This window comes from Cytobacillus spongiae (genome assembly GCF_021390075.1).
Genome location: NZ_CP089997.1, coordinates 196081 through 217428 on the forward strand (window position 1 = coordinate 196081; position 21348 = coordinate 217428).

The following is a 21348-nucleotide window of genomic DNA, read 5'->3' on the forward strand; positions in this document are numbered from 1 at the left end:
TTTTTGAGGAAGAATAACGTCTAAAGTCCAATTAATTTAATGGAAAGGAGATTGTCTATGATCAGTTACATTATTAAGAGATTACTAATTGCAATCCCTTTACTTTTAACTATTTCGTTTTTGACTTTTATCTTAATCAATCTTTCTCCTTTAGACCCAGCTGAAGTGGTATTACAAGCTCAAGGCGTTCCAGAAATAACAGAAGATTTAATAAAACAAACAAAAGAACAGCTTGGGATGGATAAGCCGTTTATTTTACAGTACTTTGACTGGCTCTCAGCTATCTTACAGCTGGATTTTGGAGATTCATATATAAATGGCAAACCAGTGTGGTCGTTAGTAGGGCCGGCGTTTTTGAATACATTCAAGTTAACGCTAGTTTCATCCGTTTCTATTATCTTTTTGTCCATATTATTAGGTGTAATTTGTGCCTTGAATGAAGGGAAAATAATAGATCAGTCGGTAAGGGGATTTTCGTTTTTCTTGACTGCTATGCCGTCTTACTGGTTGGCATCTATTATGATATGGTACATATCGGTTAAATTGAATTTATTACCAACAAGCGGGATGGAATCGTATAAAAGTTATATCTTACCGGTTATTGTGATCACGGTTAGTTATGCTGGTATATATTTTAGAAATGTTAGAACATCAATGGTAAACAATTTACATGAGGATTATGTTTTATATGGAAGAGCATCCGGATTATCAGAATGGAAAATCACAAAACACATCTTAAGAAATTCATTGCAGGTTGCTATTTCTATTTTTGGTATGTCTATTCCCATCATTTTGGGGAGTACAGTTGTTATAGAAAATGTTTTTGCATGGCCGGGCTTAGGTACTCTAAGTGTTAAAGCAATTCTAAGCAGAGACTTCCCAATTATACAGGCCTACGTTCTTATATTAGCAGCAGCCTTTGTTATGTTTAATACGATCTCCGACATAATAAATGCTGCGATGAATCCTAAGATAAGGAATGATCTTTAAATGAGAATATGGAAGAACTTAAGTCAAGATAAATTAGCTATGACCTCCTTATTGATTATTGTTGTCACAGTTATTGTTGGTATCTTCGCGCCTTTATTTGCTCCCTCTGATCCTAATGAAGTCAATATGAGCCTTCGATATGCATCACCTTCTTTTGAATACTTATTAGGTAATGACCATCTAGGGAGATGTATTTTATCTAGAATCATCTACGGCATTCGCCCAAGTGTATTGTGGGTAGTAGTTGTTCTATTTATATCTGTATTAATTGGGGCTATCTTAGGTTTTCTAGCTGGCTATTTTAGAGGGAAAGTCGATGCGGTGATTATGAGACTATGTGACACGATGTTATCTTTTCCAGGATACGTTATGGCACTAGCGATTGTTGGAGTATTAGGTGTGGGTCTTGAAAACATTCTTATTGCATTTGCCTTAATTAAATGGGCATGGTTCGCTCGAGTCATTAGAACTTCTGTCATGCAGTATGCTGAACTAGATTATGTGAAGTTCTCTAAAGCAATAGGTACGAGTCATATAAAAATAATTTATAAACATATTATTCCCGTTACCTTTTCTGATATTGCAGTAATTTCTAGTACGTCTATAGGATCAATGATTTTGCAAATTTCAGGGTTTTCATTTTTGGGCTTAGGCATACAGGCTCCAAATGCTGAATGGGGAATGATGTTAAACGAATCAAGGGAAGTGATGTTTACAAGGCCAGAGTTAATGTTAGCACCTGGATTAGCCATTATTATTGTGGTGTCTGCATGTAATTTTTTGTCTGATTCGCTTCAAGTTGCTGTAGATCCTAAGCTAGCAAACTCCAAAAAAAGTAATAAAAATAATTTACCACTTTCGAAGAGGAAGATTCAACAAAAAGAGGTGGCTAATTAAATGATGAATGTATTGGAAGTCAATAATTTAAAGGTGTGGGATAGTAATTCGGGGAAAGAGATTATTCACGATAGTTCGTTTGGTTTAAAGGAAGGGAGCTGCCTTGCAATTGTGGGAGAAAGTGGAAGTGGGAAGTCTGTTACTTGTAAAGCGATTATGAGACTAAACAGGCCCACTCTTAACCAGTCGGGAGAAATCCTTTTTAAAGGAGAGAACATTAGCGAACTTTCTAGAAAAGAGATGAGAAAGAAGAGAGGGAAAAATCTCTGTATGATCATGCAAAATGGGATGAGTGCCTTCGATCCTTCTTGTGTGGTTGGTGTTCATTTGAGAGAGACACTTGCTGAACACTTCAAATGGAGTAAAAGCGAAATAGAGCTAAGAATGACAAGAGCAATGGAAAGTGTCATGTTGAAAAATCCGAGAGATATTATGAACAAATATCCCCATCAACTATCAGGGGGAATGTTGCAACGAGTTATGATTGCATTGGCCATTGTCTTAGAGCCGGATATGATACTTGCAGATGAACCGACGACAGCGCTTGATACCATCTCACAATATGAAGTAATAGACCAATTTATTCAGTTGCGAAAAAGAATGGGTTGTTCCATGATATTTGTTTCCCATGATTTGGGTGTTGTGAGAAAGATTGCAGATGAAGTGATGGTGATGAAGGATGGAGAAATTATCGAACGAGGGAAAACGGAAGACATTTTCTCAGAGGCTCAACACGAGTATACAAAATATTTAGTATCTACTAGATTGGCGCTTAGTGATCATTTCAAGAAAGTAATGGGGGAGGGGTTACTAATTGCTGAAGGTCGATAGTGTTGGGAAAACCTATAAAAAAGGTGGATGGTTTTCTTCAGAGAAGCAGGAGGTATTAAAGAGTGTTAGTTTTGAATGTAAGAATGGAGAATGTCTTGGAATTATCGGAGAAAGTGGAAGCGGCAAATCGACGTTAGGACGTTTGTTATTAGGAATTGAAAAGCCAGATAGTGGAATGGTTTCACTTGATGGAAAGATTGTAGAAGATAGAAAAGTAAGACTAGGTAGCATAAGCGCTGTTTTTCAAGACTATAAATCTTCCATTAATCCTTTCTATACTGTTGAGGATGCAATCTTGGAACCAATGCAAATTCTGAACAAGAGTAGAAGAGAAAATAAAGTGAAGGTTGTTCAGCTATTAAACCAAGTTGGATTACCTACTTCTTATCGAAACAAATACCCTCATGAGTTATCAGGAGGAGAGGTTCAAAGAGTGTGTATTGCTAGGGCTATTTCAACTGAACCAAAATGTATTATATTGGATGAAGCAATTAGTTCATTAGATGTATCCGTTCAAACACAAGTTCTTGAATTGCTTAAGGAATTAAGAAGAATCTACCATATGAGTTACATTTTTATCACGCATGATATACAGGCGGCTGCTTATATTTGCGACAGACTGATTATTTTTAGAGATGGACAAATTGAAGAGATCGTTGGGATTGAACAATTAAAGGATGTACAGTCTGTTTATGCGAAAAAATTATTACAGTCATTAATCACTTTTTAATACATTGCTATAAGCAACAGACTTATTAGATAGATGGAGGAAGAATTGTGAGTGGAGCTATGTCCTGGCCTTTTCTACGTTTGTACCTGTTAGTACTTCTGTATTTTAGTGCCAATTCGATATTAAATGTTATTATCCCGTTACAAGGGGGAGCATTGGGAGCCACCAATACAACAATCGGAATGATTATGGGGGCATATTTGTTTACCACCATGTTTTTTAGACCATGGGCGGGTCATATCATCCAAAAACATGGGCCGATAAACGTGCTGCGCATTATTCTTATTATCAATGGATTCGCTTTGATCTTATATACGGTAACTGGGCTAGGCGGTTACTTAGTTGCTCGTATGCTACAAGGGGTATCAACTGCTTTCTTTTCAATGGCATTACAAATAGGCATTATTGATGCACTGCCAGAGGAGGATCGTTCTCAAGGGATATCACTTTATTCCTTATTTTCGTATATACCAGGCATTATTGGACCTTTATTGGCATTAGGTATTTGGCAGAATGGAATGGAAAACTTTGCAATTGTCATGATAGCAATTGCCATTTTTACAGGAGTATTTGGGTATAGTGCCAAAATGGATAAAGCAGAATCCCAGGCTAATTTAAAAAATGATCAGCAAGGTGTGGGTATGCTTCAATCATTTGGCCAGTTAGTGAAAAATCCACATTTATTTAAATGTAGTGTACTGATGTTAGTAGGTTCAATGGTATTTGGAGCAATTACTGTATTTATCCCTCTATATGCTGATCAAATAAAAAATGGAAATGCTGGAATTTATCTGATGCTGATGGCGGCAACTGTTGTTATTTCTCGATTTACGTTAAGAAAAAAAATCCCTTCTGATGGCAAATGGCACTCAGATTTTATGATGGGGACGATGCTTTTATTAGCATTGGGGGCACAGTGCGTAAGCTATTCTATAGCTGGAGGCTCCGTGTTTTTCTACGTTGGTGCTGTTTTAATGGGAGTAGCTCAAGCACTTCTCTATCCGACTTTAACAACGTATTTAAGTTTCGTCCTACCTAAATTGAATCGAAATGTCCTACTGGGGTTATTTATCGCCATGGCCGATTTAGGTGTATCGCTTGGCGGAGTTATTATGGGGCCGATAGCTGATCTATTCTCATATTCAACTATGTATCAAGCATGCGCGATATTTGGTGCGGTGATGATTCCCTTTGCTTATGAACGACGCAAGAAATTTGTTGGGTAGTTACTTGGAATTTTATTTATAGGGAAATAGGAGACTTGATTTCAAAATAAGTCGTATAATATAATATAAAACGTAATTATTACGATTTGTAAGAAGGTGAAATCAAAAGTGTTTGAATGGGTCATTATCGGTGGCGGAATTCATGGCTGTACGATTGCTAACTATTTAATCAAAAGCGGAAAAACGACAATTGATGATTTGTTAATTATCGATTCGCATAAGGAACCAATGGAAAAGTGGAAGAAACTCACGAGTAGAATAGGTATGGAATATTTACGTTCCCCTTCTGTACATCATATAGATGTGAATGCATTTAGTCTTCAAAACTTTAGGAAACTAATCAATCATACAGAATTTTATGGTCAGTATAAGAGGCCTTCTCTTGCTTTATTTAATGAACATTGCGATTCCATTATTACGAATGTTCACCTTAAAGATTGCTGGGAACAAGGGAGAGTCATCCATGTAAATAAAGAAGAAGGAAAATGGAAGATTGAAACGGATAAAGGCCAGTCTGTTTTATCAAATAATCTAGTCATTTCCATTAGTGTGAATGAGGATCTACATATTCCGAAATGGGTTAACGACTTAGGCGAGGAATCAGCAAGTCACATCTCACATATCTTTAGCGAAGAGCTAACGAACCTAAATGACTTAACCCCCCCTATTTTAGTTGTCGGAGGAGGAATAACAGCCGCTCATACGGTAATTAAGCTTTGCGGATTGTTTCCAGGTAAAGTTACATTACTTTCACGTCATCGGTTTCGTGTACATGGTTTTGATAGTGATCCAGGTTGGCTAGGTCCGAAAAACATGAAATTCTTTTCTGAGATAGAAGATTATAAAATGCGTAGAGAAGAAATTACGAATGCGCGTCACAAGGGATCAATTCCTAATGATATCTATCAGAAGTTAATAAGATTGGAGAAACAAGGAGCATTACGTTTAGTTTTTGATGAGGTTGAAGCGGCAAACAAACATAATCATGAAATTAGTATAAACCTTAAAGGCGGTTCGGGAGATTTTGCTTTCAAGCACATCATCTTAGCCACTGGATTTGAGTCCAAGCTTCCGGAAAAAGGCTGGTTAAAACAGTTGATTCAGAAAGAAAATTTGGCGTGTGCTACTTGTGGATACCCCATTGTCAATCAAGGATTAGAATGGTGTCCCCATTTATATGTATCCGGACCATTAGCGGAACTTGAAATAGGACCGACAGCAAGGAATATTTCCGGAGCAAGGAAGGCGGCAGAACGAATCGTAAATTATAGTGAATAATAGCAATGATTGGGTGATTTGATCCATTTTTACGTTTTTATGAAAACCGTATTTTCTTCGTTATATGTAGTTTGTTGTGGACTTTATTAAGCATTCATACGAATGGCAGCTAATTCGGAAGCGCGTAATATCAAAGACCTCAAAATGAACGTTTTCTCACATGTTAGCGAGCATTGCTCAGTTGAAAGTACTTCTTTAGAAAGGCATTACATTCTCTAGAGAGGTACGACGTCTAAATATTTATGGATCGCCGAGCAGGGCCTGCGTATTTACTTGAATTGGTTATTTTTATTTTGTTTACCTTGAATTCAAGTCTTCAACAAAAGGGAGTTTCGTTATTCAAACCATGTAGAATATGACGAGACCATGGAACGTTCTTGAATTCTAGAAGCTCTAACTAGAGTATCCACTACCTTACCTCCTATTCCAGCATTCCTTCTTCCCGATAATAGCTAAGCTCATCTTATTTATCCCCGCAACGTTTGAGCCAATTGTTTCCATGTTATACTAAAGAAAATAAGAGGATGGAGGGGTTATGATGGAGAAGCACCGGATTTATACAATGAGTTTTGCGAGCGTGTATCCACATTATGTTGCAAAAGCAGAGAAAAAAGGACGGACGAAGGCAGAGGTCGATGAAATCATTTGCTGGCTAACAGGGTACAGTCAGGATGAGTTAGAAGCGCAATTGGAAAAAAAGACAGATTTCGAGACGTTCTTTGCTGAAGCTTCTGAAATGAATTCCTCACGTTCATTGATTAAAGGTGTGGTTTGTGGTGTTCGCGTAGAGAACATAGAAGAGCCGACGATGCGTGAAATTCGTTATCTGGATAAGCTAATTGATGAGTTAGCTAAGGGAAAGGCTATGGAAAAGATTTTGCGGAAATCATAAGTTGCAACCCAATCACCGATTCCATCAAAATAAGAATCGGTGATTGGGTTGATTCTTTCAAGCGTTTTACGTTTTACCCGCTAGGTTTTATAATCGCTTGTCAAGATAATGTATGAAGACCGTAAACACAAGAATAAAAGATAAAAGGAATAATAATAGATTAGTATAGCTTCCATCAGGATGATGGAAGCTATAGATACTAAGCAGAATGGCATAGGTTGACAGGATGAATAGAAAGATTTTTAGAGTTTTCTTCAGATTAATTTCCTCCTTTAAAATCTATTCAGAAGTTGTTAGACATTTTACGATACAATCCGATTGAACTTCCCAGTTCGGATTGTTCACTTTGAAAAAAGAAAACGTATCAGTAAATGAAGACATCCTTCATCACTAGTTCCTGGCGTTCCTCCTGTTATTAATCTACTGGTAGAAAAACGCGGTCAATGGATAAACCTTTATTTTACAATTATGTTACCATGAACCAACCCATGTTGAGTAATAGTTCACCTATTTAAAGGGATTCATTTTGTTTTTTCCACTGAAAATATAGAGGGGGAGAGTTATGAGGATTATAGAATTACCAATAGAATTTGAGTTTAACGAGCAAACGAATCGAATCTACCCTAGCTTAATAGTGATGGGGAGCGAATTGACTTTAGTCGATACAGGCTATCCAAATTTCATGCCGCTTATTGAAAGCGAAATCGTCAGACATGGGTTTGAGTTAGAGAACCTAAAGAATATCATCATCACTCACTTTGATGATGATCATATTGGCTCTTTGTATGATTTTAAAGAAAAATATCCTTCAGTTCGTTTAATAGCAAGTGGAATTGAAGCTCCCTCTATTCGTGGGGAACGTAAGTCTGAACGATTAATGCAAGCAGAAGCCATGCTGGAAACAATGCCGGAAGGAGAGAAAGAGTTTGGCCACTGGTTTATTCAGCAATTAACGACCTTGAAGACTGTAGAGATAGATGAGAAAGTTTCTGATGGAGACTTGATCTTGCAGAATCAATGCAAGATCATCGCAACTCCAGGGCATACATCAGGACATATTTCGTTATACTTCCCAGCATTAAAGAGTGTCATTACTGGAGATGCAGCGATCTGTGAACATCGTCAGTTAGAGGTTGCAAACCCGCATTTTTGTTTAGATTTGGAGAAGGCTGAACAATCATTGGAAAACCTAAGAGCGCTAAAGGCTACAACGTACTATTGCTATCATGGTGGGACGTTCAATAGCTAAGATGGTCAACTATTGAAAATAAAAAAACTTCCTTTTTGCTTGGAAGCTTTTTTTATGCGATCGGTTACTTGAAGGAGTCTAAAGTAAGCTGTACATCGGTTTCTTCACCTAACCATACTTCAAAGGGTTTCTATTGGCGAATTTAAAATACCCCATTCTCGTTAGGGGAATTCTCAGGTATTGGCTGAGCGATATCCCACAATTCAACTATGCGATTTTTATGGAATTGGTATATATGAACAATAGCCCAGCCGAGGTCTTCAGGGGTTTGTTTCACATGAGAATGAACGACCACTTGATCTCCATCTTGAAGAACACGTTTAATCTCAAGCTCCTTCTTAGGGTTCGAAGCTGCATCTTCTTCCATTGCAATCATAAGTGAATCTTTATCTCCACGAAAATAGGGATTGTGATGACAAAAGTCTGGAGACACATGACTGGAGTACGCTTGTCGAACATTCCCGCTTGCTACAAGTTGAAGGAACGACACAGCAATTTCCTTGATGGAGAAAGCTTCTACTTCCTTATGTTCTAGGCTCAATTAGCTCATCCTTTCTAGTATGGGGTTGAATACTATTTCGAGCTTTTTAAAGAAAGTCCTTTATATAAATTGTTGTGAACCTTACTCACCTCCTAATCTTCAATAAAAAAAGCTTCCCGCAAAGGGGGAAGCTTTATTCCTTACTCATCCTTCACTCGAAGGAGTCGCAAGCTATTTAAGGTTACTAACAGGGTTGCTCCCATGTCTGCGAATATGGCGATCCAGAGTGTGAGCCAGCCTGGAATGACGAGCAATAATGCGAGTAATTTAATTCCTAAAGAGAAGGTAATATTCTGCTTAATGATCGTTAATGCTTTTCTGCTTAGCTTAACCGTGAAAGGAAGCTTTCCTAGATCATCGGCCATTAAAGCTACGTCTGCCGTTTCTAGAGCGGTATCGGTACCTGCTCCTCCCATTGCAACACCTACGGTAGAAGCAGCTAGGGCAGGTGCATCGTTAACTCCGTCGCCGACCATGGATACACGGCCGTAAGTACTCCGGAGCTCTTTCATATAGCTGAGCTTATCTTGTGGCAATAGATCCGCTTGTATATCAGATACGCCGACTTGTTTTCCGATTGCCAGAGCGGTTCTTGCATTGTCTCCAGTGAGCATGATGGTTTTCTCAATTCCTAACGCATGGAGCTTTTCAATGACGAGTTGGCTGTTTTCTCTTACTTCATCGGCAACAGCTACTAAAGCAAGTATGTTCTTTTCTGTTCCCGCCACCATCACCGTTTTTCCTTGGCTTTGTAAGTCTTCAATGTTCTTCTTTATATCAGTCTGTATTCCATCTGTAAGGATTTCCTCAAAGAGAGTAGGGCTACCAACAAAGTAGTTCTCGCCGTTCACCATCCCTTTAATCCCTTTTCCAGTAATCGAAGAAAAGTCTTCTATATCTACCAGCTGATAGGCTAATTGTTCAGCTTCTGCTTTCTTCATAATGGCCGAAGCGAGTGGATGCTGAGACCCATTTTCTAAAGCGGCAATGATTGTGAATAGATCACTCGAATGATCGACCTTTGAGACAAAGTCTGTGACAACCGGGACACCCTTAGTTAAGGTACCTGTTTTATCAAAGGCTATCGCCTGAACTGAACCCATTTCTTCGAGATAAATACCGCCTTTTATTAATACACCATTCTTGGCAGCATTTCCGATCGCTGTCACAATTGCGACGGGTGTTGATACAACGAGCGCGCAAGGACATCCAACTACTAATACGGCTAATCCTTGGTAGATCCATGTATTCCAATCTGCACCAAACAGTGGAGGAACAACTGCTACTCCTAGAGCCACTAACATAATGACTGGGGTATAGTATTTCGCGAATTTGTCAACAAACGCTTGGGAGGGTGCGCGTTCTGCCTGTGCTTCTTCTACCAGGTGAATGATCTTCGCGATCGTGGTGTCATTCACATGTTTGGTCACTTTTATTTCTAGAAGCCCTTGTTCATTAAGCGTTCCAGCAAACACCTCGTCATCGATTGTCTTTGAAACAGGTACAGACTCACCTGTGATAGCAGCTTGATTGATAGCTGAGTGTCCTTTTGTAATGACACCATCCATGGCGATTTTTTGGCCAGGCTTAACGATCATAATGTCACCGACCTGGACCTCATCAACGTGAATCACCATTTCTTGCCCGCTACGGCGAATCAGCGCTTCTTTCGGAGCAATATCCATCAGTGACTGAATCGATTGCCGTGCTTTATCCATCGAGTATGTTTCTAGCGCTTCACTTATGGCAAAGAGGATGACAACAGTTGCTCCTTCCCCCCATTCTCCTATAAAAGCAGCACCAATAACGGCAATTGTCATTAAGGTCTTCATGTCAAACTGAAGTCGTACGAGGTTTTGAATACCCGTTAGGAACAAGCGGTATCCACCGATTAAGATAGCAGCTGCATATGCCAAAATGGATGCACTATTTTCTTCTCCATATAAAAACCCGGATACCCACCCAATAAGTAAAAATGCAAAAGAAGCAATTACACTAGAGTGCTCCTTCCAAAATGGATTCTTCACTTTTTCAAATCGTTCTTTCTCAGGAATAATTGTTAAGTTTTCAAATGCACCCGCTTTTTCAAGCTCCTTTATGGATGCATCTCCATAAACCGTAATTTTTGCTGCACCGAAATTGACACTAGCATCTGAAACACCATCCAGGTGTTTTACGTTCTTTTCGAACTTATTCGCACAGCTAGCTCAGGAAAATCCTTGAACACGGTATACATTTTTTTCTTGTACCAATGCTCTATCCACGAGCAGCCACCTCCTTTTGATGCTCAAAGGCAATCTGAATGAGCTGTCTTACATGATCATCATCTAAAGAGTAATATACCAACTTTCCTTCTTTTCGATATTTGGCTAATCCCATATTTCGAAGTAGTCTTAAGTGATGTGACGCCGTGGCGGTTGAACAGCCTACAATATTCGCTACATCACATACACATAATTCATCTTCTACACTTAATGAATAAGCTACTTTAATGCGCGTGTCGTCTGACAAAGCTTTGAATATCTTCGATACTTCTAATGTATTTTGTTGAGAAATCTCCTCTTTTACCCGTTTCACTTTTGGTTCGTCTACACAAGCCGTTTCGCATACATCTTTAGGCTTCAAAGAAATTCCTCCTTAACATTCAAACGTCTATTTGATTATTAGTATATGCGAACCCGAGCGGTTTGGTCAAACAAGAGTTTTAAAAAGTCATAAAATAGGCAAGATTTAGGAATAGTTTGCTGAAATGTCACAAATCGCAATCACATATTCGTTGTTAAATGACATCTCTCTGCTAAAATAGAAAGCGGTTATTACTATATGGAGGTTGAATATGTTTAAAAAAATTCTCGTCTTATGCCTGTTTCTGTTTGGACTTGCGAACACCGCATTTGCTCATACAGGGTTGGAATCCTCTAATCCTAACGACGGTGATGTTCTAACAGAACCAGTTAAAGAAATGACATTCACTTTTGAAACGAAAATTGAGCAGGGAAGTACCTTTGAACTCGTAGACCCTAGTGGAGTTAAGGTACCAATAGGGGATATTGCGCTGAATGATAACCAAATGAAAGGTAGTGTTCAACGGGCATTAGATAACGGAGAATATACCGTACAATGGAGCATTATTGGTGCAGATGGACACTTGATTGATGGAACGTTTTCTTTCGTTGTTGATATAGAGGAAGCTGAAGAGTCGACGGAAGAACAAGAAATTGATCCTACGGATGAATCGGCAGCAACAGAAGAAGAGAAAGAAATGGAAGAAAGTACTAGCTCGTCCTCCTCATTTTCCGAAGAAGCATCTGATACGGAGCAGAGCTCTATGCCGTTTTCCATATTGATTATTATGTTAGTGATCATTGGGCTCATTCTGACTGGCATGTTCTTTATCATCTTTAAAAAGAAGAGTGAATGATGTTTCTGCTCTCTATTATCAGCGAAACTTTTCTTTATTTATGCTTTTCCATACTAATGGGTGCCTTTCTATTAAGCTTGGTGCCCATATCTCATAAGCCAGACATACAGGCTTCAAAGGGATGGATGATGGTTGCAACAGGAGGAATAGCTGTTTTTTCCTTTGTTCCGTTGGCCTCAGTTGTTCACTATTTTTATCAAGATAGGGGCTTATTACCTACCCTTCAATCCGTTCTTTTTACGTTTGAAGTGGGAAAATCTTGGTTGTTCACGTATATAGTCGCTACCTTCTTGTTTATCTATCTCGTTTGGGTTGATTATCGTAGAAAGCCTTTATATGCTTGGTTCGGTATATTCATCACATTTATGTTAATAGTAGCTCTTGGGTGGTCTAGTCATGCGAGTTCACTGGATCAATGGAAAGGCTTGATGGCTCATACAGCACACTTTACCGCTGTCACTGTTTGGGTAGGTGTCTTACTAATGGTCAGCTGGTTTTCGCGTACCTATTCCAACTGGCTTCTGTTTCTTCAGTGGTTTCGTCCAGTAGCTATTGTCTCCTTTGGTGTAACTGTTTTAACAGGGCTCGTCCTTATGTCGCTGGTTGTCGACTTTAACGAATATCCAAACACTTGGAGCATTTCATATGGACAAACACTCTTATTCAAGCATATATTAATTATTCCATTAATGGCTTATGCATTTATCAATAGCTTTCTAATCCAAAAGAGATTAGTGAAGGACTCAAGCTACAATCCAAAGCCTTGGGCTCAAGCGGAAAGTATCGTCATTCTCTTGATTTTCTCTATTACAGCAGCCCTTGGACAACAATCACCTCCGCACGATCTAGCCGTCACAATTAAATCGGAGGGCGCTACCAAACTGTTTTCATTGATCTATCGAGGAAGCATCGTTCCAGAGCTTTCCGTCCAGTTTGCGATAAATAGCATCAGCCTATCATTTTTCGGACTGTCATTGGTTTGTTTAGTTTCGATCTTACTATCATTTGTTAAAAGAGCATCAGTTGCCGTTACGTATTTAATGATTCTTTTATTTGTTTTAACAGGGTATTTAGGGCTCGTGCTAAGCCTTCAATAATATCGGAATGAGAAAGGCTCCCTTTGGATAAGGGGGCCTTTTTATCAGAGTATAATATGAGTAATATCTATAGAAAGGGGCTTACGATGGAATATCAACAGAAGGATTTCACACTAGAGCTCAAGAACAGAATCAAATCCCTAGAAATAGAGCTTAACGAATTTATTGAAAAAGTGATTGTTGAATATCAGCCCACTTTTAGGAAAAGAAATATGGTGGTTTGTGGGGGAGTTGATATAGAAGGGGAAGATCCTTTCCTTCCCGGGTATTGCTCGTCTATCTCTATAGGGTTTACTGATAAAAGTGGAGAACTACTTGACCTGCATTTGATAAAAATATGGAATTGTGGACATACACTATGGGGGATTCCTATTTCAATAAAAATTCCAGGTGGCAAAGTAGTCGGAGAGTTAGTAGATGAACCATTTGAAGAAGTTAAAATGGAATTAAAGGAATATATAGCGGGATTATTATTTGATAAACAGTAGAGGATAGTTCCTTAGGGATGGGAGAACATAATAAAATAGTATGGAGTTCTTATCGAGAAAAGGTTGTTGGAATTTATGGAAAAACACATCGTTCTTTCGAGATGTCTTTTTATTTTTCTGTTGGTAGGAAGTATGACTATCAATCTGTTCTTTTCAAAAAATGATTCATTCTTTATTTTTTTCATTCTGATTGTTATCTTTTGGGGGATAGGTTTTTATCAACTTCCCATTTGGTTGCTTATAATTGGGGCGACGATCATTGTTTTGCTAAGACTATATTTATTATCTGATGCTTCGCTATCCTTTACTGAATTTTTCGTGCATTTATTTGTTTATCAGCTCATCTTGTTTTTATCTGTATGGTTAATGAGGCACTACCGAAAGGCACTGCTTAGCAATTTAGATTTGGTCGTGGCTCTGGCAAATGCACTGGATTCTCGAGATCCATATACGCTCGACCATTCTAAGAATGTATCGAGACTTTCAGTTGAAATGGGAAAGAAAATGGGACTGTCTGCAAAACAATGCGAAGAGATTCGAATTGGTGCTCTCTTACACGATATAGGGAAAATAGGCATTCGAGAAAAGATCTTATTAAAAACAGAGAAATTAGATGCGAGTGAATATGAACAAATCAAGCAGCATACCCTCATTGGATATAATATCATCAAGCATATTAAAGTTTTTTCTAATAACAGCGTGTTAGATAGTGTATTATATCATCACGAACGATACGATGGCAAAGGGTATCCCAAAGGGCTGTGTGGAGAGAGGATCCCTTTATCTGCAAGGATCATTGCCATTGCAGATACATATGATGCAATGACATCGAAACGAATCTACAGAGATAAATTATCGATAGAACATACTTTAGAAGAAATCAAGAATAACAAAGGCCGTCAGTTTGATCCGGAAATTGCAGATGTTTTTATTAGTCTATTTAATAAATGAAGTAAAAAAGGAATAGCTGATTCTGAGAGGGGTTGCCCTTAATGGAATCAGCTATTTCTGTTAATACAGTAATCCAGCACCCTTTTCTGTAAGGAGGGTACCTGTCCTCCCTTTATGAATGAGGACATACCCTTGCTTCTCCAGCTCCTTGAGTCTGAGCCTGACCTGTTGTTCTGTCAGTGGAGTGGAGGTTTCTAGTGTCATGGCGGAAAGTTTTTTCCTGCTTGCAGGGATTCCTTTGTCATTTAGCTCCGCAATCCTCTTTAATAACAGTAGATGCTCAGGTTTATTCTTGCTGTATTCTAATAGTAGGGGCAAGCTTTGGACTTGTTCATCCAAGTCTGGAGGAAGATCAACGGAAGTGATGATGCTCCCATCAGAGACAGTTACCATATACTGTACCGTATTCCGCAACTCTCTTATGTTTCCCTTCCATTCCATCCTCGTCATCCTTTCTATCGTACCTTGGTCTATCGTAGCGGTTGGCTTGTGACTTTGATGGATAAAAGCTTGTATCAAGCTTGGGATATCTTCTTTTCTTTGTCTTAGGGAAGGTAAGGATAGGGAAAGGACTTTTAAGCGGTGAAAGAGATCTTCACGAAAACGTCCATCTGCTATCATTTCTTTTAGGTTTCGGTTTGTAGCAGCAACAATCCGTACATTAACGGGAATATTTTGATTCCCGCCAATTCTGCGAATCTCGGATTCTTCTAGCACCCTTAGAAGGCGCGCTTGTAATTTCATGCTGATATCGCCAATTTCATCGAGAAAAAGAGTTCCTCCATCAGCTTGTTCAAAAACCCCTTTCTTCCCGCCTTTTCTAGCACCTGTAAATGCCCCTTCTTCGTATCCAAATAATTCGCTCTCTAGCAATTCTTCAGAAAGCGCATTACAGTTAAGGCCAAGGAAAGGAGCATTTCTTCTAGTGGATTCAGTATGGATGGCGCCTGCGAACAATTCTTTTCCAGTGCCACTTTCTCCTTGGATTAAGATTGGGAGCTCTGTGCTTGCAAGCTTTTTGGCAACACGGACGGTCTCTTTTAGAATAGGACTTTCCCCTAGGACACTTTGAAAAGTATATTTTGAAACATATCCCTTCCTTTGCCATTCCTGTTTCATCCGCTTCTCCATTTCTATGGTTTCATCCATATCCTTGAAGGTAGCCAAAGTTGTGTTTTCGCTCTTTATCGAAAAACGATGAACCATTACATTCGTTTGTCTAACAGTGAACGCCTCAGGCTCATCTGACTTTCCTTTTAGTAAAAATTGAAGGAGCTCGATATTCTTAAAGACCTGGTTTACATTTTTATTAAGCGCATAATCTGGTGAAATTCCAGTCATTTTCTTCAGTGTTTCATTAAAAACGGATATCGTTCCAAAAGCATCGTATGCTAGAATTCCATCATTTACTCCATCCACGATTCTTTTCAAATAGTGGTTTAATTTCACTGCTTCCTGCTTGAGTACGGACAGCTTTTTACTAAGGTCAATTATTCGACCTGTGTAATTATCTGTTATGTTAATACTGACCTCTTCTGGAAGCTTAAAATAATGAACGATATCCATAATCGTATGTATATCAATTAAACGGACACCAAGGTTTAGTTTGGTTGGGATGGAGGATGGAATCAGCTCTACTTCCCCTGGAGAAACAGCAATATCTATATCGCTTGGCAGTTCAGTACCTGGTGAATAAGGGGAATAATGGAGATGATTAATCCCCAGTCTATTTAGTGTGTCAATTGAATCCTTTGCACTTTCTGGAAAATCATTTACTAAAAGAACATTTGTGCCTTTAGGTAGTTCGAGGAGTGAATCAACATATTGGGTATTGATTGTACGATGTGCCACAATCACCGTGCATGTTGGAGCAATGATATGCTTTACTTCTTCATGAATCAGATAAGAGGAGTACACAACGAGTGAATGTTCGATTAAAGAAGGAAGAGTTTCCTCAGAGGCATACGCCTTTATTCGTACAAATGGTCCGAGCATGCTCCTTAGTTGCTCTGCCAATGCCTTACAAGTTTCCTTTGTACCAGCTAGCAAAACGAATTCCTTTTTCATGAGTACCACCTTTTTGGGTTTTAATGGGTATAATTGTAACAGTAAAAACACCCGTTAACAAACCATTAAACTAAATTTTTCCTTATTTTCTGAATTTTTAATGTGGCATGAAAATTGCATTAAGAAAAAGTAGATAAAAAGGCTGTTTTCTAGGAGAAAGATGAAATGGGAATGATAAGTAGCTGGAAAAGTAGTTGGAAATCGAAAATTATAGAAGACAGCCCAAATTAAAAAAGGAGGAAAAAGGATGAAGGAAAAGAATAAAGTGTGGAAAGTACCACATACATTTGTCATTGTGTTCTTTGTAGTCGTTCTTGCAGCTCTCGTAACCTACTTAGTTCCTGTCGGGCAATTTCAGACAGAAGAGGTAACTTATACTCAAAATGGGGCAGAATCAACAAAGACCGTGTTAATTCCAGATAGTTTTGAGATGGTGAAGGATGAAGAGGGGAATCCTCTTCGAGAAGGAACAAGCCTCTTTGAGCCTGGAGGTGGAGCAGGATTTTTAAATTATGTATTTGAAGGGCTTGTCTCTGGTGATAAATGGGGCTCTGCAGTGGGAGTCGTAGCATTTATTCTAATTATAGGTGGAGCTTTTGGAATTATCATGAAGACTCGTGCAATTGAAGAGGGAATTTTAAGTGTAATAGATCGAACGAAGGGAAGAGAAATTCTCATAGTACCGATTATGTTTTTCTTATTCTCTTTAGGCGGAGCCGTTTTTGGAATGGGCGAAGAAGCGATTGCTTTTGCAATGATTCTCGTTCCTTTAATGGTTGCGTTGGGCTATGATGCTATTACAGGTGTAATGATTACGTATGTTGCTACACAAATTGGATTTGCTACATCATGGATGAATCCGTTTGGCGTAGCGATTGCGCAGGGGGTTTCAGGTGTACCTGTCTTATCAGGCACTCCTTTTCGTATGGGAATGTGGGCTGTATTCACACTAATTGGTATCATATATACGTGGCGCTATGCTGCTAGTATAAAGAAAGATCCGCTTAAATCCCTTAGCTATGAATCTGACCACTATTTTAGGAATGATATGAAAATAGAGAAGATTAAAGTCAAATTTACCCTTGGTCATGGTCTTGTTCTACTGACAATTGCAGCTGGAATAGCCTGGATTGTATGGGGGGTTGTGGAGCACGCGTATTATATTCCAGAAATCGCTTCACAATTCTTTACCATTGGATTAGTAGCAGGATTAATTGCAGTTGTGTTTAAGTTAAATAATATGAAGATGGACGATATTGCAGAAGGGTTTATCAATGGTGCAAAAGATCTTCTTCCAGCAGCATTGGTGGTGGGAATGGCAAAAGGGATTGTCATTATTCTTGGTGGAGATAGCCCGGATGCCCCATCGGTGTTAAATACCATTCTTTATGGAGCTGGCCAAGTGGTAGGGGATTTCCCGGCGGCAATCTCTGCGTGGTTTATGTATTTGTTCCAGTCCGTATTCAATTTCTTTGTTGTTTCAGGATCCGGTCAGGCGGCGTTAACGATGCCATTAATGGCACCGCTTGCAGATATCGCTGGCGTGTCGAGACAGGTTGCAGTACTTGCTTTCCAGCTTGGAGACGGCTTGACGAATATCTTTGTACCTACCTCTGCTGCATTACTTGGAACGCTTGGTGCAGCTAGACTTGATTGGGGTACATGGGCTAAATTCATCTTCAAGTTTCTATTGATTCTTGTAGCTGTATCTTCAATCTTTGTTATTGGCGCTGTCCTAATCGGCTTCTAACAACCTCTTTAACTAAAAGAGTGTTCTCGAATAGGAGAGAAGAGAGGATTTCCCTATTCGAGAACTTGCTGAAATCATCAATAGACTAGCAGAAAGGGGATTTATCTTGTTAACACTAATCAAAAATGCTGAAGTATATGCTCCGCAACATCTAGGCAAAAAAGATCTATTACTCGTACATAACAAAATCGGTTATATCAAGGATTACATTGACATACCAACTGATTTTGTAGATGTGGAAGTGGTCGATGCAGAAGGGAAAATAGCTGTTCCAGGCTTCATTGATTCACATGTTCATATTATTGGCGGCGGCGGGGAAGGTAGCTATAAAACGCGTACCCCGGAAATCCAGCTGACAGATGCAACCTTGTCAGGGATTACAACGTTAGTGGGAGTCATTGGAACAGACGGTACTACGAGAACAATGACCAATCTAGTCGCAAAAGCTCGCGCACTAGAGGAAGAAGGACTAACTTGCTATATTCACACAGGTTCTTATCAAGTTCCTGTAAGGACGCTAACAGGTAAAATAGAAGATGATTTAATCTTAATCGATAAGATTATTGGGGTGGGGGAAATAGCCATCGCTGACCACCGATCGTCACAACCGACAGTAGAAGAAATGGCCAAAATTGCTTCTGCTGCTCGAGTAGGGGGCATGCTTTCTGGAAAAGCGGGAATCGTAAATGTTCATGTAGGTGACAGCTATGACCACTTGAAACTCCTTGAAGAAGTAGTAGAAACTACGGACATACCAATTAAACAGTTCTACCCAACACATATTAATCGGAACCCTCATCTGTTTCAAGAAGGCATACGCTATGCTAAAAAAGGCGGATTTGTCGATTTTACCACTAGCTCGATCCCTAAATTTCTAGAAGAAGGGGAAGTAAAATGCAGCAAGGGACTTAAAATCATGCTTGACGAAGGTGTTTCTATCTCTCAAATTACCTTTACATCTGACGGACAAGCAAGCCTTCCTGATTTCAATGCAGAGGGAGAACTAATTGGTCTTCAGCTAGGTAAAGTAGCAACACTCTATCAAGAAGTACGAGACGCAATAGTACATGAAGGGGTTTCAATAGAGGATGCCATTTCCGTGATTACAAAAAACCCAGCCTCCATCCTTAAGCTACAGCAAAAGGGGACGATCGCCGAAGGCAAAGACGCGGACCTCGTTCTACTGGATCAAGCTACTCTTTCTGTACAAACTGTTTTTGCACTAGGTACCAAAATGGTTGAAAACGGAGCAGCAATTGTGAAAGGAACGTTTGAATAAGGTGTAGCATGCTGATCACACTGTCTATACGTCAAAAGAGGATATTAGAGAAGACTCTCTTGGGCAAGTGCCAAGGGAGTCTTTGCATTTTTTCTTGTTTCAGAAAAGTTAGTGGTATGATTAACAATAAAAGGGAATGTAACAGGAGAGGATAATTCCTTCTGTCCATTATACAAGGAGATGAGTACTTGGATCTTGTTTTTGTAAAGGGAAATCAGTGTTTTAATTATCGAGCGGCTGCCGTTTGTATAGAAGAAGGACACATTTTACTAAATAGAGGGAAAGAGGAGGATTACTGGTTTCTTCCTGGTGGACGTGTACAGATGATGGAGAGTGGTGCTGAAGCCTTGAGAAGAGAATTGAAAGAGGAGATAGGTGCAGTCCTACATGTAGAGTCATTGTTATGGATCGTAGAAAATTTCTTTATTCTTGATAAACACCAATTTCACGAAATCGGCTTATATTACAAAGGAGCCTTACAAGGAAGCTCATTCATTGAAAAAGGGGGAACGCCTTTTGTCATTCAAGATCAACAGAAGGAATTTCTGTTTCAATGGATACCAATTGAGCAGGTCAAGCATCTAAATATACAGCCAACCTTTTTACAAAATCGCTTGGAGCAGCTACCTAAGTATACAGAGCATCTCATTCTTAGACAGTAAGTGAGAGCCTAGAGGACACGACTCTAGGTTTTTCTTTCGTTCCAATAGTATATTTTTTGATACTATACAACAAAAATGTGCGTACTTTTCATTATTACTCTTTCGTTTTAAGATGAATTTGACGGAAAGAGGGATGCTCAACAAAACTTCTGTCTTCTACAAAAAAGATACTTCAAACAACCATATTTTGGGCTGTTTTCTGATGGTCCATTCAATTGTGATGTTGAAATCCATAATTTCAACATCAAGGTATCGAAGCAAGTCTCATTGTAAAAAAAGCATCTTCGAAAGGGGAAACAAAGGATGAACAACAAGTTAGGTGAAAAGAAACAAGAGATATTAGAGGCTTTTCAATTTAGACACGCAACAAAAGAATTTGATCCAACTAAAAAGATTTCGGACAGTGATTTTGAATTTATTTTAGAAACAGGAAGACAATCTCCATCTTCATTCGGATACGAGCCGTGGAAATTTATTATCGTGCAAAACCAAGAGCTACGAGAAAAGCTAATGCCCGCTGCTTGGGGAGCTCAAGGACAATTAAAAACAGCCAGTCATTTTGTTCTTGTGTTGTCACGAACTGTAAAGGATATGCATTATGATTCGGACTACATCAAGTATATGATGGATGATATTATGCAAATACCTAGTGAAGGACAAAAAATGAGACATCAATTCTATAAACAATTCCAAGAATCTGATTTCAACCTATTAGAATCGGAGCGTGCAGTGTTTGATTGGGCTACAAAGCAATCTTATATAGCTTTAGGGAATATGATGACGAGTGCAGCTCAAATCGGCATTGATTCTTGCCCGATGGAAGGCTTTGACAAGGAGAAACTAGAAGTAATTCTTAAAGAAGAAGGAATCTTGAAAGATGACAATCTCGAGCTGTCTGTTATGGTGGCATTTGGCTATCGCGTAGTAGAACCGAAGTATGGGAAAACTAGACAGCCAATGAGTGATATTGTGGAATGGATTCGATAGGAATGGCCTTTA

General features: G+C 39.0%; 20 protein-coding genes. 16 read left to right on the forward strand and 4 right to left on the reverse strand.

What is annotated here, in order from left to right; translation table 11 throughout:
* Nucleotides 1-57 precede the first annotated feature (57 nt).
* From opp1B to LS684_RS01135, 8 genes are all read left to right on the forward strand, one after another.
* Nucleotides 58-990 carry a nickel/cobalt ABC transporter permease gene (gene opp1B / locus LS684_RS01100; RefSeq protein WP_233809155.1) on the forward strand — a complete coding sequence of 311 codons (933 nt, stop codon included), beginning with the start codon at nt 58-60 and terminating at the stop codon, nt 988-990.
* Complete coding sequence (cntC, locus tag LS684_RS01105; protein WP_233809156.1) at nt 991-1887, forward strand: staphylopine uptake ABC transporter permease subunit CntC; 897 nt, start codon at nt 991-993, stop codon at nt 1885-1887. It abuts the gene before it with no gap.
* 3 nt (nt 1888-1890) lie between these two features.
* Nucleotides 1891-2718, forward strand: coding sequence for a staphylopine uptake ABC transporter ATP-binding protein CntD (cntD, locus tag LS684_RS01110; RefSeq protein WP_233811507.1), 828 nt, complete (start codon nt 1891-1893; stop codon nt 2716-2718).
* Nucleotides 2702-3448, forward strand: a complete 747-nt coding sequence (locus tag LS684_RS01115) for an ABC transporter ATP-binding protein (protein WP_233809157.1) — start codon at nt 2702-2704, stop codon at nt 3446-3448. Before cntD ends, LS684_RS01115 begins: the two co-directional genes overlap by 17 nt.
* A gap of 47 nt (nt 3449-3495) precedes the next feature.
* Nucleotides 3496-4674 (forward strand): staphylopine family metallophore export MFS transporter CntE, encoded by a 1179-nt coding sequence (gene cntE / locus LS684_RS01120; protein ID WP_233809158.1) that lies wholly within the window; start codon nt 3496-3498, stop codon nt 4672-4674.
* Nucleotides 4675-4782: 108 nt separating this feature from the next.
* Complete coding sequence (locus tag LS684_RS01125; protein WP_233809159.1) at nt 4783-5952, forward strand: SidA/IucD/PvdA family monooxygenase; 1170 nt, start codon at nt 4783-4785, stop codon at nt 5950-5952.
* A gap of 538 nt (nt 5953-6490) precedes the next feature.
* Nucleotides 6491-6844, forward strand: a complete 354-nt coding sequence (locus LS684_RS01130) for a DUF2200 domain-containing protein (protein WP_233811508.1) — start codon at nt 6491-6493, stop codon at nt 6842-6844.
* Between the two features lie 562 nt (nt 6845-7406).
* Complete coding sequence (locus LS684_RS01135; protein WP_233809160.1) at nt 7407-8093, forward strand: MBL fold metallo-hydrolase; 687 nt, start codon at nt 7407-7409, stop codon at nt 8091-8093.
* Nucleotides 8094-8235: 142 nt separating this feature from the next.
* Here the strand turns inward: LS684_RS01135 and LS684_RS01140 are convergent, their stop codons facing one another.
* The 3 genes from LS684_RS01140 to LS684_RS01150 form a co-directional block, all read right to left on the reverse strand.
* A complete protein-coding gene (locus LS684_RS01140) occupies nt 8236-8634 on the reverse strand; it encodes a nuclear transport factor 2 family protein (protein ID WP_233809161.1) in 399 nt (132 codons plus the stop codon).
* A 140-nt stretch (nt 8635-8774) separates the two neighbouring features.
* Nucleotides 8775-10898 carry a heavy metal translocating P-type ATPase gene (locus tag LS684_RS01145; protein ID WP_267930350.1) on the reverse strand — a complete coding sequence of 708 codons (2124 nt, stop codon included), beginning with the start codon at nt 10896-10898 and terminating at the stop codon, nt 8775-8777.
* Nucleotides 10891-11259 carry an ArsR/SmtB family transcription factor gene (locus tag LS684_RS01150; protein WP_233809162.1) on the reverse strand — a complete coding sequence of 123 codons (369 nt, stop codon included), beginning with the start codon at nt 11257-11259 and terminating at the stop codon, nt 10891-10893. The genes LS684_RS01145 and LS684_RS01150 overlap by 8 nt, the downstream gene beginning before the upstream one ends.
* A 211-nt stretch (nt 11260-11470) precedes the next feature.
* On the opposite strand from LS684_RS01150, the gene LS684_RS01155 reads away from it, so the two are divergent.
* The 4 genes from LS684_RS01155 (at nt 11471) to LS684_RS01170 (ending at nt 14591) form a co-directional block, all read left to right on the forward strand.
* Entirely contained in the window at nt 11471-12055 is a 585-nt protein-coding gene (locus LS684_RS01155; RefSeq protein WP_233809163.1) for a copper resistance CopC family protein, read from the forward strand.
* A complete protein-coding gene (locus tag LS684_RS01160) occupies nt 12055-13152 on the forward strand; it encodes a CopD family protein (RefSeq protein ID WP_489886018.1) in 1098 nt (365 codons plus the stop codon). The genes LS684_RS01155 and LS684_RS01160 overlap by 1 nt, the downstream gene beginning before the upstream one ends.
* Nucleotides 13153-13238: 86 nt before the next feature.
* On the forward strand, nt 13239-13640 hold the full coding sequence (locus LS684_RS01165; RefSeq protein WP_233809165.1) for a hypothetical protein: 402 nt from the start codon (nt 13239-13241) through the stop codon (nt 13638-13640).
* A gap of 132 nt (nt 13641-13772) precedes the next feature.
* Entirely contained in the window at nt 13773-14591 is an 819-nt protein-coding gene (locus tag LS684_RS01170; protein ID WP_233809166.1) for an HD-GYP domain-containing protein, read from the forward strand.
* A gap of 60 nt (nt 14592-14651) precedes the next feature.
* On the opposite strand, the gene LS684_RS01175 is transcribed toward LS684_RS01170, so the two are convergent.
* On the reverse strand, nt 14652-16658 hold the full coding sequence (locus tag LS684_RS01175) for a sigma-54 interaction domain-containing protein (RefSeq protein ID WP_233809167.1): 2007 nt from the start codon (nt 16656-16658) through the stop codon (nt 14652-14654).
* Nucleotides 16659-16905: 247 nt separating this feature from the next.
* On the opposite strand from LS684_RS01175, the gene yfcC reads away from it, so the two are divergent.
* The 4 genes from yfcC (at nt 16906) to LS684_RS01195 (ending at nt 21336) form a co-directional block, all read left to right on the forward strand.
* Nucleotides 16906-18408, forward strand: a complete 1503-nt coding sequence (gene yfcC / locus LS684_RS01180) for a putative basic amino acid antiporter YfcC (protein WP_233809168.1) — start codon at nt 16906-16908, stop codon at nt 18406-18408.
* 106 nt (nt 18409-18514) lie between these two features.
* A complete protein-coding gene (gene iadA / locus LS684_RS01185) occupies nt 18515-19687 on the forward strand; it encodes a beta-aspartyl-peptidase (RefSeq protein ID WP_233809169.1) in 1173 nt (390 codons plus the stop codon).
* Nucleotides 19688-19875: 188 nt separating this feature from the next.
* On the forward strand, nt 19876-20349 hold the full coding sequence (locus LS684_RS01190; protein ID WP_233809170.1) for an NUDIX hydrolase: 474 nt from the start codon (nt 19876-19878) through the stop codon (nt 20347-20349).
* Nucleotides 20350-20652: 303 nt separating this feature from the next.
* Nucleotides 20653-21336, forward strand: a complete 684-nt coding sequence (locus tag LS684_RS01195) for an NAD(P)H-dependent oxidoreductase (RefSeq protein ID WP_233809172.1) — start codon at nt 20653-20655, stop codon at nt 21334-21336.
* The last annotated feature ends 12 nt before the right edge of the window (nt 21337-21348 follow it).

Bases quoted from the DNA above. Each gene is read 5' to 3' on its own strand.
- opp1B (WP_233809155.1), top strand. From the start codon at position 58: ATGATCAGTTACATTATTAAGAGATTACTAATTGCAATCCCTTTACTT.
- cntC (WP_233809156.1), top strand. From the start codon at position 991: ATGAGAATATGGAAGAACTTAAGTCAAGATAAATTAGCTATGACCTCC.
- cntD (WP_233811507.1), top strand. From the start codon at position 1,891: ATGAATGTATTGGAAGTCAATAATTTAAAGGTGTGGGATAGTAATTCG.
- LS684_RS01130 (WP_233811508.1), top strand. From the start codon at position 6,491: ATGGAGAAGCACCGGATTTATACAATGAGTTTTGCGAGCGTGTATCCA.
- LS684_RS01135 (WP_233809160.1), top strand. From the start codon at position 7,407: ATGAGGATTATAGAATTACCAATAGAATTTGAGTTTAACGAGCAAACG.
- LS684_RS01155 (WP_233809163.1), top strand. From the start codon at position 11,471: ATGTTTAAAAAAATTCTCGTCTTATGCCTGTTTCTGTTTGGACTTGCG.
- LS684_RS01160 (WP_489886018.1), top strand. From the start codon at position 12,055: ATGTTTCTGCTCTCTATTATCAGCGAAACTTTTCTTTATTTATGCTTT.
- LS684_RS01165 (WP_233809165.1), top strand. From the start codon at position 13,239: ATGGAATATCAACAGAAGGATTTCACACTAGAGCTCAAGAACAGAATC.
- LS684_RS01170 (WP_233809166.1), top strand. From the start codon at position 13,773: ATGACTATCAATCTGTTCTTTTCAAAAAATGATTCATTCTTTATTTTT.
- LS684_RS01175 (WP_233809167.1), bottom strand. From the start codon at position 16,658: ATGAAAAAGGAATTCGTTTTGCTAGCTGGTACAAAGGAAACTTGTAAG.
- yfcC (WP_233809168.1), top strand. From the start codon at position 16,906: ATGAAGGAAAAGAATAAAGTGTGGAAAGTACCACATACATTTGTCATT.
- LS684_RS01195 (WP_233809172.1), top strand. From the start codon at position 20,653: ATGAACAACAAGTTAGGTGAAAAGAAACAAGAGATATTAGAGGCTTTT.